This window comes from Lyngbya sp. CCY1209, from assembly GCF_055795065.1.
Genome location: NZ_JAYFER010000183.1, coordinates 1 through 12,466 on the forward strand (window position 1 = coordinate 1; position 12,466 = coordinate 12,466).

At 58.3% G+C, this 12,466-nt stretch carries 9 protein-coding genes; 4 read left to right on the forward strand and 5 right to left on the reverse strand.

The features are described 5' to 3' along the window. Positions 1-364: 364 nt before the first annotated feature. Positions 365-961, reverse strand: coding sequence for a DUF1802 family protein (locus AC0QHF_RS02890; protein ID WP_324702679.1), 597 nt, complete (start codon positions 959-961; stop codon positions 365-367). A gap of 90 nt (positions 962-1,051) precedes the next feature. On the opposite strand from AC0QHF_RS02890, the gene AC0QHF_RS02895 reads away from it, so the two are divergent. Further along, positions 1,052-2,020 (forward strand): aldo/keto reductase, encoded by a 969-nt coding sequence (locus AC0QHF_RS02895; protein WP_324702680.1) that lies wholly within the window; start codon positions 1,052-1,054, stop codon positions 2,018-2,020. 210 nt (positions 2,021-2,230) lie between these two features. Here the strand turns inward: AC0QHF_RS02895 and AC0QHF_RS02900 are convergent, their stop codons facing one another. The 4 genes from AC0QHF_RS02900 to AC0QHF_RS02915 form a co-directional block, all read right to left on the reverse strand. After that, complete coding sequence (locus AC0QHF_RS02900; protein WP_324702681.1) at positions 2,231-2,428, reverse strand: hypothetical protein; 198 nt, start codon at positions 2,426-2,428, stop codon at positions 2,231-2,233. Positions 2,429-2,687: 259 nt separating this feature from the next. After that, complete coding sequence (locus tag AC0QHF_RS02905) at positions 2,688-3,710, reverse strand: dihydroorotate dehydrogenase-like protein (RefSeq protein ID WP_324702682.1); 1,023 nt, start codon at positions 3,708-3,710, stop codon at positions 2,688-2,690. Between the two features lie 167 nt (positions 3,711-3,877). Further along, positions 3,878-7,480 (reverse strand): pyruvate:ferredoxin (flavodoxin) oxidoreductase, encoded by a 3,603-nt coding sequence (gene nifJ / locus AC0QHF_RS02910; protein ID WP_324702683.1) that lies wholly within the window; start codon positions 7,478-7,480, stop codon positions 3,878-3,880. A gap of 346 nt (positions 7,481-7,826) precedes the next feature. Then, a complete protein-coding gene (locus AC0QHF_RS02915) occupies positions 7,827-8,060 on the reverse strand; it encodes a HypC/HybG/HupF family hydrogenase formation chaperone (RefSeq protein WP_324702684.1) in 234 nt (77 codons plus the stop codon). A 387-nt stretch (positions 8,061-8,447) separates the two neighbouring features. Between AC0QHF_RS02915 and hoxE the strand changes: the two genes are divergently transcribed. The 3 genes from hoxE to hcp are packed head-to-tail and all read left to right on the forward strand — an operon-like array spanning position 8,448 to position 12,333. Continuing rightward, entirely contained in the window at positions 8,448-8,984 is a 537-nt protein-coding gene (gene hoxE / locus AC0QHF_RS02920) for a bidirectional hydrogenase complex protein HoxE (RefSeq protein ID WP_324702687.1), read from the forward strand. Positions 8,985-9,025: 41 nt separating this feature from the next. Then, positions 9,026-10,639 (forward strand): NuoF family protein, encoded by a 1,614-nt coding sequence (locus tag AC0QHF_RS02925; RefSeq protein WP_324702685.1) that lies wholly within the window; start codon positions 9,026-9,028, stop codon positions 10,637-10,639. Between the two features lie 44 nt (positions 10,640-10,683). After that, positions 10,684-12,333: a hydroxylamine reductase gene (gene hcp / locus AC0QHF_RS02930; protein ID WP_324702686.1), complete on the forward strand. Its 1,650-nt coding sequence runs from the start codon at positions 10,684-10,686 to the stop codon at positions 12,331-12,333. The last annotated feature ends 133 nt before the right edge of the window (positions 12,334-12,466 follow it).

Consider the following 12,466-nt stretch of genomic DNA (forward strand, 5'->3'; position numbering starts at 1 on the left):
CGACTGAAGTCGCCGTTCGCTTTTCATCCGTGCTTTAAAAAGACACGGCTTTCAAGCTCTCGTCCTTTTCTCGTAAGACCCTTTCCCAACCCCGGCCTCCCCCGGGTGCATCTGACAACTTCGGGCTCGATGCCCGAATTTAAAATTTTTTGAAAAAAAAAATTAAGAAATGTTAAAAATTTCGCTTTTTTTTGGGGGGTTGTTGCTTTTTCGCTTGACTTCCGGTATTATTTTAGATAATGGGAGTGGTGGTCAAATTTTTATTTTTGTCACCACTCCCATTATGGAGCTTTATGTCAATAGTTTACCGCAAATCGTCGCCCCCCGTCAACCCCTTTCGCCGCCAAAATTTCGAGTTTTTTTTTCAGTCTCCCGAGACACTCCGAATGGTGTCGCGCAGTCGATCGCCGAGTTCCCCGTATTCGTCGGCGTTCAAAACGGGAGAAGACCGGGCGATAGAGACGGCGGTTTCCAACTCGATCCACGACCGGCATCCCCCGTAGGCGTCCCGATAGGGAATTTCCACGGGGTCGAGAAGTTTGTAACTTCTCAGCAATAGAATATGCAGGGGTTTTTGGGGTTTCCAGTTGAGGCGATCGCCCAAAAATGTCCGGTTCCAAATGATGAAATTTGACAGGGCGTCCGCCACCGTTTCCGCCCGGGACGTTTCCCAACTGAAAAGATCGGTAATTTCCGCCCAACTGCCGACTCGGACGCGATCGGGATGCCACCCCGACGGCACGGGTTCCACAGAATCCCGGTATTCGGGTTTGAGCCAGTCGGGCTTCTGATGCTCGAAAGTCGGATACAATAGCACCGGGTTGAAATCGACGCCGAAGCGCCCCCCCCGTTCCCGGATGCCCCCTTTGCGGACCAGCACGGCGGTTTCCCCCGCTTCCAGGGCGTTGACTGCCACGTTCCATTCTTTGAGGGCGGCGGATAAAAATCTCTCCGGAGACATATCTTGAGGTGGGAATTGTACGGCGCGATCGCTTTTTTCTTAAGATAGTGAAGAATTGAATATCTGACAATATTTTGAGGAGTTCAAATTATGGAAACGCGATCGCTCGGCACGTCGGACATTCAAATGACGCCCGTCATTTTGGGGACCTGGCAGGCCGACACGGGGGGATGGCGCGGGGTCGATGAGTCGGAACTCGTCCGGGCGATCCGCGATGCCGTCGAGGCCGGTATCACCACCATCGACACGGCGGAAGTTTACGCCTCGGGCCGTTCGGAACAACTGATCGCCGAGGCGGTGTCGGATCTCCGCGATCGCGTGGTCTACGCCAGCAAGGTTTTCGCCGACCATTTGAAATACGACCAGGTTCTGGCCGCCTGCGATCGCTCCCTGAAACGTCTCAAGACCGATTATATCGACCTCTACCAAATTCACTGGCCTTCGGGAGCGTTCAACAGCGAAATCGTCCCCATCGGCGAGACGATGGACGCCCTCAACACGCTGAAAGAAAAAGGGAAAATCCGCGCGATCGGGGTGTCGAATTTTTCGCGATCGCAGATGGAAGAAGCCGCCCGCTACGGCCGCATCGACAGCCTGCAACCCCCCTATTCCCTGTTTTGGCGGGACGTGGAACGGGAAACGATGCCCTACTGCGTGGAAAACAACATTTCGATTTTGGCCTACTCTTCCCTGGCCCAGGGACTCCTGACCGGAAAGTTCGGACCAGACCACCAGTTTCAGGAGGGGGACCACCGCAACAAAAATAAACTCTTCCAAAACCCGGACCACTACCGCCGCGTCCAAGAGGCTCTCGATCGCCTGCGTCCGATCGCGGCCGAAAAGGGCTGTACTTTGGCGCAGTTGTCCCTGGCGTGGCTGATCGCCCGACCCCGAACCCACGCGATCGCCGGGGCGCGAAATAGCAGCCAGGTGGAGCAAAATGTCAAGGCGGCGGAGGTGCGCCTGTCCCCGGAAGATCTCGAGAACATCGACCGGATCGGGCGGATCGTCACCGACCACCTCGAAGAAGATTATCCCATCATGTGGAATTTTGGCTGAGTCTCTCCAGGATCGCGATCGCCGGGTGTGGGGAAAGTCAAATGTCAAAAATTCCCGATTCCCCATTCCCGAAATTACAGCGCCGTTCGCTGTGTCGATTATTAATTATTAATTATTAATTATTAATTGATAAAGTACAATCGTAAAAATACGGTTGTGCTTTGTTGATTGTTTGTGAAGTATCTCGGAGGGTGTAGATCGCCCGGAAACCTATCGAGATTGAAACATTTCCCGGGACTCCTGCCGGACTTTTCCGGTCATCGCGGCGACTTGAAGGTTGGCGAAGGCATCGAGGGCATCCCCGTCATTTTGGGTAGTTTTCAACATCTGCCGGAGTTGGTTTTCCGCCTCCAAGCTCAAAAAGCCCGTGGCGATCGCATTTTGGACGACATCGCGAATACAGATCATGGTAAAAATACGGAGTTTGAACGACTTTATCTGTGTCAAGTATCTGCATTTTCATGCAGGCGATGTGTGATTTTGATACAGCCCCACCTGTGATATCACCCCCAAACGGGCGGTGACGGTCGCCGATTCGTAAGCCCGAAACCCCTTGCACTCAGGAATTTCAGGCAAAAGCAACCCCGATCCATTCGGCGATCGGGGGGTAACAAAATCAATCCAACGGTAGGGGCGATTCGGAAATCGCCCCCGCTATTGACTACATCTAGAACAAGGTGCGTTCCGGTTCGTAGGACGATTCGTAGGACGTGATCGCCTTCATGTACTGCGCCCGTTCGTAAGCCGACTCATCATCGCAGTGGCGCTGGGACATCGAACCCTGCATCTGCTTCACCGACTCGTATTCGTACTCTTCCATCCAGCGCTTGATCTCATCTTCCATCACCCGGATGTAGCCGATGCCGTGCCGCAGCAGGGCCGAACAGACGTGGGTGACTTTCGCCCCCGCCATCAACATCTTGATGGCGTCGTGGCCCCGGGCGATGCCGCTCGTCGCCGCCAAATCCGCATTGATGCGGCCGTACAGGATCGCAATCCAGCGCATCGGCAGGCGCATATCGTGGGGGGAACTCAGCACCGAACCCGCCTCCGCTTCCAATTCCTCCGGGTTGATATCCGGCTGCAAGAAGCGGTTGAACAGGGCCAGACCGTCCGCCCCGGCTTCGTCCAACCGCTTCGCCATGTTCGCCATGTTGCTGAAAAACGGACTCAGCTTCATGGTGACCGGGATCGTCACCTCCGCCTTCACTTCCCGCAGGGTAGTGAGGTAGTTTTCCTCCACCTGGGCCCCGCTCATGTCGAAATCCGTGGGGACGTAGTAGATGTTCAACTCGATCGCGTCGGCCCCCGCTTCCTGCATCAGTTGGGAATATTCCACCCAACCCCCGGAGGAGAAACCGTTCAAACTGGCGATAATCGGAATGTTCACCGCCGCCTTAGCCGCGCGGATATGTTCCAGATACAGTTCCGGCCCGACGTGAAATTCGTCCGGTTCCGGGAAATAGGTCAGCGCTTCGGCGAAACTGTTAGTCCCGTACTCCAAATGGTGGTGCAGTTCAAATTTTTCCCGCAGCAGTTGTTCCTCAAACAGGGAGTGCAGCACCACCGCCGCAGCGCCGGCGTCCTCCATGCGCCGGATATTGTCCACATCCTCCGACAAAGGGGCGGCCGCGGACGGGACGATGGGAGTCCGCAAGTTCAATCCCAAATAAGTCGTACTCAAATCCATGATCTTAGTCCTCGTGAAAATTAGGATGTCGGGTGTGGGGGAAGCTGAGGAGGCAGAGGAGGCGGAGGTAAGCGGAGGAAGCAGAGGAAGTTCCGAAAGAAACGGCCCCTCTAAATCCCGACTCCCTAATACCGACTCCCGACTCCCTCACTCCCCCCCCGCTTCGTTTAGCTGGTCGGAGTCGATTGGCTTTCGCCCTCGGCTTCGGCCGGCGTGCCGTGGCCGTTACCGTTGCCGTCCAGGGGACGGTTAGCCAGATATTGGTACATCTGCCAGCGGGTGTTCACGTCTTCCTGGGCCTCCTTGAGCAGCCGTTTGGCGTCGATGGGCTTGGTTTTGGTGAGCATCTTGAAGCGGTTTTCCGCGTACATGGATTTTTCGATGGTTTTCTTGGGCGATCGCGAATCCAGCAGCAGCGGGTTCTTGCCCTGGGTCTTCAATTCGGGATTGTAGCGGTACAGCAGCCAGCGCCCGCTTTCGACGAGGGCCTTCTGGTGGGTCATCGCCGTCGCCATATTGATACCGTGGGCGATGCAGTGGCTGTAGGCGATGATCAGGGACGGCCCGTCGTAAGCCTCCGCCTCCAGGAACACCTTCAGGGTGTGTTCATCCCGCGCCCCCATCGCCACGCAGCCGACGTAGACGTTGCCGTAGGTCATGGCGATCAAACCCAAGTCCTTCTTGGGCGACGGTTTGCCACCGGCCGCGAACTTGGCGACGGCCCCCCGCGGCGTGGCCTTGGAGGACTGGCCGCCGGTGTTGGAGTAGACCTCCGTATCCATCACCAGGATGTTGACGTTGCGGCCGCTGGCGATGACGTGATCCAAACCGCCGTAGCCGATATCGTAGGCCCAGCCGTCCCCGCCGACGATCCAGACGGATTTTTTAACCAGGTAGTCGGCGACACTGAGCAACTGTTTGGCGTCGGGGTCGTCGGACCCTTGCAGTTTTTGTTTCACCTGTCCGACGAGTTCCCGCTGCTCCCAGATGTCCGCCTCGGATTTTTGCGGGTTGTTGACGATTTTCGCCACCAGTTCGTCCCCGACGGTCGATCCCAGTTTTTGCAGCAGTTCCGACGCGAAGCCGGTGTGCTTGTCGATGGACAGGCGGAAGCCGAGGCCGAATTCGGCGTTGTCTTCAAACAGGCTATTCGACCAGGCTGGGCCGCGGCCGTCGGCGTTTTGCGCCCAGGGGGTGGTGGGCAGGTTGCCGCCGTAGATGGAGGAGCAACCCGTGGCGTTGGCGACGACCATGCGATCGCCGAACAGTTGGGTCGCCAGCTTGATGTAGGGGGTTTCCCCGCAGCCGGCACAGGCGCCGGAGAACTCGAACAGGGGCTCCTGCCACTGCTGCTGCTTGATCAGGTCAGACCGCAAGTTGCGACGGTCGGGGTTGGGCAAATTCAGGAAATAATCCCAGTTTTCCCGCTCTTGAGTCCGCAGCGGCGGCTGGTATTCCATGTTGATCGCCTTCTTGGAGGGCATGGACTTGTTCTTGGCCGGACAGACATCCACACACACGCCGCAGCCCGTGCAGTCTTCCGGGGACACCTGGATGGTGAATTTTTGGCCGGAGAAAGCCTTATCTTTGACGGCCGTTGATTTAAATGTTTCCGGGGCGTTTTCCAGGGCGCCTTCGTCGTAGGCCTTACCGCGAATGACGGCGTGGGGACAGACCATAATGCACTTGCCGCACTGGACGCACACATCCGGGTCCCAGACGGGGATTTCCTGGGCGACGTTGCGTTTCTCCCATTTGGAGGTGCCGGTGGGGTAGGTGCCGTCGCAGGGCAGTTGACTCACCGACAGTTGGTCGCCCTGGCGGGAGAGCATCATGCCTTCGACTTCCCGCACGAAATCGGGGGCGCTCGCCGGGACGGGCGGCACCATGCGGACGTCGCTGTTGACTTCCCCGACGTTGACCTCGAACAGGTTTTCGAGGGTGTTGTCCACGGCCTGCAGGTTCATGCGGACGATTTCCGCCCCTTTCTTGCCGTAGGTCTTTTCGATCGCTTTCTTGATTTTCGCGATCGCTTCATCCCGCGGCAGTACCCCGGCCAGGGCGAAGAAGCACACCTGCATGACGGTGTTGATGCGGTTGCCCATGCCACTGTCCCGGGCCACTTTGTTGGCGTCGATGACGTAGAATTTCAGACCCTTGCGGACGATGGGTTCTTGAATTTCGATCGGCAGGCGACTCCACACCTCATCGGGTCCGTAGGGGCTGTTGAGCAGGAAGGTGGCCCCGTCGGCGGCTCCGTCCAGGACGCTGAGTTTTTCCAGGAACGTCCACTGGTGGCAACCCACGAAGTTGGCCTGGTTGATCAAATAGGTGGAGCGGATCGGATCGGGTCCGAAGCGCAGGTGGGAGACGGTGACGGCGCCGGATTTTTTGGAGTCATAGACAAAATAGCCCTGGGCGTAGTTGGCGGTATCGTTGCCGATGATCTTGATGGAGTTTTTGTTGGCGCCCACGGTGCCGTCCGACCCCAGGCCGTAGAACATGGCGCGGATGACGCTGTCCGGTTCGGTGGAGAAACTGGCATCGAAGGGGAGGGAGGTCTGGGTGAGGTCGTCGTTGATGCCGATGGTGAAGTGGTTTTTGGGTTTGTCTTGGCTGAGGTTGTCGAAGACGGCTTTCACCATTGCCGGGTTGAACTCTTTGGAGGAGAGCCCGTAGCGGCCGCCGACGATTTTGGGCGCGGTGCCTTCCCAGGATTCGCTGATGGCGGTGACGACATCTAGATAGAGGGGTTCGCCGCTCGCGCCCGGTTCCTTGGTGCGGTCCAAAACGGCGATCGCTTTCACGGTTTCGGGCACGGCACCGAGGAAGGCGCTGGCGTCCCAGGGCCGGTACAGGCGCACTTTCAGCACACCGACTTTTTCGCCCTGTCCGGTCAGGTAATCTACGGTTTCGTGGGCGGTTTCGCAGCCGGAACCCATTAAAATTACCACGCGATCGGCGTCGGGGGCGCCGTGGTATTGGAACAGTTTGTATTCCCGTCCGGTGAGTTCGGCGAATTTGTCCATCGCGTTCTGGACGATTTCCGGACAGGTGTTGTAGAAGGGGTTGACGCTTTCCCGGGCTTGGAAGAAGACGTCCGGGTTCTGGGCGGTGCCGCGCAATACGGGGCGATCGGGGGTGAGTCCCCGGGCGCGGTGGGCGTAAACGTCCTCGTCGTCGATCATCGCCCGCAGGTCGCTGCGTTCGAGGAGTTCGATTTTCTGCACTTCGTGGGAGGTGCGGAACCCGTCGAAGAAGTGGACGAAGGGGACCCGGGCCTTCAGGGTGCTGGCGTGGGCGACCAGGGCCAAATCCTGGGCTTCCTGAACCGAGGCCGAACACAGCAGGGCGCAGCCGGTGGCCCGGATCGCCATCACGTCGCTGTGATCCCCGAAGATGGACAGGGCCTGGGCAGCCACGGAACGGGCGGCGACGTGGAGGACGGCTGAGGTCAGTTCCCCGGCGATTTTGTACAGGTTGGGGATCATTAGTAATAATCCCTGGGAGGCGGTGAAGGTCGTCGTCAGGGACCCCCCTTGCAGGGAGCCGTGGACGGCACCGGCCGCGCCACCTTCGCTCTGCATTTCTACCACCGACGGCACCGTTCCCCACAGGTTCGGCTGCCCTTCGGACATCCAGGCGTCGGCCCATTCGCCCATCGGCGAAGAGGGGGTGATCGGATAAATGGCGATCACTTCGTTGAGCGGGAAGGCGACGCGGGCGACCGCTTCATTCCCGTCCAGGGTCGTATATTGTCTCGTGTTCATGCTGAAAATCCTCTCGTTGCTTCAGATAGTGTCCGGTCAAAAAAACAGTGATTTTGTCGCGATCTCGGTCGGGTCTTTTTGTTGGGCGAACTCCGTTTCTATCTTGCCCCCCGCGATCGCTAAAATTCTGTAATTTAACCCACAAAAAATTGACTCATCATTTCCCCATACTTTGACACCAATATTCCTGCTGCGTTGGTTGTCCGATTCGGCCGGTCTTTTTCGTTCAGTCAGACTCCAATGGTTAAATCTTTGTTAAGGATCGGCCCCCGTCTGACTGCCTCCTGCCTTACACTTTCAATCATCTAATAAATTGCCCGAAACCGAAATCGGGTCTTAACACTTTTTAACCGAATTTCACCATCTGTTGTAAATCGGCTAAGGTTTGTAACGCTTCCGCCTCGTCCACCCGGCTCAGGGCGAAGCCCACGTGGACCAAAACGTAGTCCCCCACCTCGGCTTCCGGCACGTAAGCCAGGTTCACCACTTTGACGACACCGCCAAAACTGACGCGACCTGTCCTCAGCAACGGGTCTTCTCCGGAGAGACTGAGTAATTTTCCGGGCACGGCGAGACACATAAAAATACCATCCGTCGGTTTACAATTCTTATTGCGGGACCGTCAGCCCCGAAATCCCGACCCGACCCCTCAGCCGTCCGCTGGGGAACGCCGCGATCGGGCGTGAAATTCTTTGAATTATTTTAAGACTTTTTTCCCGGGCTTTCCTTTATACTTAATATTTAGAACAGAATTTTGGATTCGTTCAAGTCCCAAAAGATTTGGAGATAAACAACCCTACAGTTGCTTTGGGGATGGGTCAAACAATGGAATTTTCCCCCGAAGCCGAGATTTGTCATCAAGAGCAAATATCGACCCCATCGAGAACGACGGCGATCGGTCAAACCGGCCGTCGCCGCGATCGCCGCGATCGGGTTGAAACCGTGTAGAAATTACCGCAAAGTCGCCATGCAATCTCCGACCGAAACCGCCCCGAAAGCCGGGAAAACCCAGGCCGCCTCCGGACACCCCAGCGGTGACAAGCGTTTCAAAGTCCTCGACATCACCATGAAACGCAGCCAGTTCCGCCAGGACGCCCTGATCGAAGTGCTCCACAAAGCCCAAGAAGCCTTCGGATACCTCGAAGAAGACGTCCTCATCTACGTCGCCCGAAAGCTGCAACTCCCCCTGAGCCAGGTCTACGGCGTCGCCACCTTCTACCACCTGTTTTCCCTCAAACCCAGTGGCGCCCATACCTGCGTCGTCTGCCTCGGCACCGCCTGCTACGTCAAAGGCAGCGGGGAAGTGCTCGCGGCCCTGGAAGAGAAAACGGGGATCAAATCCGGGGAAACCACCCCCGACGGCCAAATTTCCATCGTCACCGCCCGCTGTATCGGCGCCTGCGGCATCGCCCCGGCGGTCGTCTTCGACGGCAAAGTAGCCGGCCAGCAGGGCCCCGAGGCCGCCGTCGATCGCCTGAAACAGTGGCAGGGCGACCCCAGTTGACCCCCCGCCACGTCCAACCATCGAGAGAGGAGATCCGATATATGGAATTGAGTGAACTACTCGAACTCGCCGAAAAAGAACGCCACTCCCACAAAAGCATCCGCGTCCACTGCTGCACCTCCACCGGATGTCAGGCATCCGAGTCCGTCGAGGTCAAAAAAGCAATGGAAAAGGCCCTCAAACAGGCCGGACTCGAAGATCGGGTGCAGGTCGTCGGTGTCGGCTGCATGGGATTTTGCGGCCGCGGCCCGATGGTGGAAGTCGAACCCGAGGGCATCCACTACGAAAAAGTCACCCCCGAAGACGCCCCCTCCATCATCGAAGCCCTCAACGGCGGCGAAGCCAAAGCCGTCCGGGGCGACCCCGACCACCCCTTCTTCAGCCGCCAGTTGAAGATCGTCCGGGAGTTCAGCGGCAAGATCGACCCCGAAAAAATCGGCGAATACCTGGCCGTGGGCGGCTACCAAGCCCTTTACCACGCCATTTATGAAATGAGTCCAGAAGAGGTGGTGGCCGAAATCACCCAGTCCGGGTTGCGGGGACGCGGCGGCGCCGGCTACCCCACCGGCCTGAAATGGGCCACCGTCGCCAAGATGCCCGAGGGCCAGAAATACGTCATCTGCAACGCCGACGAGGGCGACCCCGGCGCCTTTATGGACCGCAGCGTATTGGAAAGCGACCCCCACCGGATTTTGGAAGGAATGGCGATCGCCGGTTATGCCGTCGGCGCCACCCAAGGCTACATCTACGTCCGGGCCGAATATCCCCTCGCCATCACCCGCCTACAAAAAGCCATCCAGCAAGCCAAACGCCAGGGCTTCTTGGGCGCCCAAATCTTGGGTTCCCCCGTGGACTTCAGCATCGATATCCGCGTCGGCGCCGGAGCCTTCGTCTGCGGCGAAGAAACCGCCCTCATCGCCTCCATCGGCGGCGGACGGGGCGTACCTCGACCTCGCCCCCCCTACCCAGCCGTCTCCGGCCTGTGGGACCGCCCCACCTTGATTAACAACGTGGAGACCCTCGGCAACATCGCCCCCATCATCCGCAACGGCGCCGACTGGTACGCCGGCATCGGCACCGAAAAGAGCAAGGGCACCAAAATCTTCTCCCTGACGGGCAAAATCCGCAACAATGGGCTGATCGAAGTGCCGATGGGCATCACCCTGCGGGAGATCGTCGAGGAGATGGGCGGCGGCATCCCCGGCGGCTTGAAAGTCAAGGCCGTCCAGACGGGCGGACCCTCGGGGGGGTGCATCCCCGCCGACTTGCTCGATACCCCCGTTGATTACGAATCCCTCGCCAAGCTGGGGTCGATGATGGGGTCCGGCGGCATGGTGGTCATGGACGAAAACACCAGCATGGTGCAGGTCGCCCAATTCTACATGGAATTCTGCCGGGGGGAAACCTGCGGCAAGTGCATCCCCTGCCGGGCCGGGACCGTGCAGATGTACCAGTTGCTCACCAAACTCCTCAACAAACAGGCCACCAACGGCGATTTGGAAAAACTCAAGCAGTTGTGCGACATGGTGAAAGCCACCAGCCTCTGCGGTCTGGGACAGACAGCCCCCAACCCCGTCACCAGCACCCTGCACTATTTCCCGGAGGAATACACGGAGTTGATCCAAACCCCCAACGGTAAAGTTGCGGCCCGTTAATTCATTTCACCCCAATATTTACAAGTCACTCGGAGAAATCATTGATGTTTTGCGAACAATGCGAACAAACCGCCAGCGGCCAGGGTTGCCACCAGTGGGGCGCCTGCGGTAAGGGACCCGACGTCAACGCCGTCCAGGATCTGCTGATTTACTGCCTGCGGGGCATCGCCCCCGTCGCCCTGAAAGCCAAGGAACTGGGCATCGACACCCGCGATGTGGACGTGTTTACCTGCGAGTCCATGTTCGCCACCATGACGAACGTCAACTTCAATCGCAAACGCTTTTATACCTACATCCGGGAGGCGATCGCACTGCGGGAAAACCTGAAAGCCCGGGTGGAGGAGGCCCGCGACACGGCGATCGCCTGGTCCCCCGCCGTCCAATACCAGCCCGACTGGACGGAAAGTTTGGTCGCCCAGGGAGAAGAAATTTCCCGCGACTTCATCGCCGAATCCAGCGACAACATCGATATTTTCTCCCTCAAACTCACCACCCTCTACGGCATCAAGGGGCTGGCGTCCTACGCCTTCCACGCCCAAGAACTCGGCCAGGAGGACGATCGCGTCTACACCTTCTGCCACGAAGCCCTGGCTGCCCTGGAAAACCCCGATCTGGGGTTGGAAGACTGGGTCAATCTGGCCCTGAAAGTCGGGGAAATGAACCTGCGGGCGATGGAACTCCTCGACGCCGGCCACACCAACCACTACGGCCACCCCACCCCCACCGTCGTCCCCCTGAACGCCAAAGCCGGGAAAGCCATTTTAGTCTCCGGCCACGACATCAAACAACTCGAAGCCCTCCTCAAACAGACCGCCAACACCGGCATCAACGTCTACACCCACGGGGAACTCCTCCCCGCCCACGGCTACCCCATCCTCAAACAAACCTACCCCCATTTATACGGTCATTATGGGACCGCATGGCAGAACCAGACCAAAGATTTTGCCAAATTCCCCGGCCCCATCGTGGTGACGACCAACTGCCTGATGCCGCCCCACGAAAACTATGAGGACAAACTGTTCAGCATCGGCCCGGTGGGATATCCCGAGATCGCCTACCTCGAAGATGTGGCGGACGACATCCCCGACTTCACCCCCGTCATCCAAAAAGCCCTGGCCATGCCGGGATTCGCCGAAGACGGGGAGCCCCGCCAGGTGAAAACCGGCTTCGCCCGGAATGCAGTGCTAAATGTCGCCGATCGCATCATCGAAGCAGTCCAACAGGGCAAAATCCGGCACTTCTTCCTCGTCGGCGGCTGCGACGGCGCCAAACCCGATCGCAACTACTACACCAACTTCGTGGACCAGGTACCCGAAGATTGCGTCGTCCTCACCCTCGCCTGCGGAAAATTCCGCTTCTTCGACAAGGAAATGGGCGAAATCGGCAGCATCCCCCGCCTCATGGACGTGGGACAGTGCAACGACGCCTACTCCGCCATCCAGATCGCCCTGGGACTCGCCCAGGCCTTCGAGATGGACGTGAACGAACTGCCCCTGTCGATGATCCTGTCCTGGTACGAACAAAAAGCCGTGGCGGTCTTACTGACCCTCCTCTATTTGGGTATCAAAGACATCCGCCTCGGACCCACCCTCCCCGCGTTCATTTCCCCCAATGTCTTCGCATTGCTGTCCGAAAAATACCACCTCCAACCCATTACAACTCCCGAGGAAGATTTGGCCGCCTGCTTGGGATAGGAATCGGGAGACAGAAGGTGGGGGCAACCGTCCCCGGTTGCCTCCCAAACTGGGATCGATGGCAAGGGCAGGCACAGAGGCACTGCCCCCACCAATCACCCTATGTCCCCGGTTGCCTCCCCAACTCGGACCG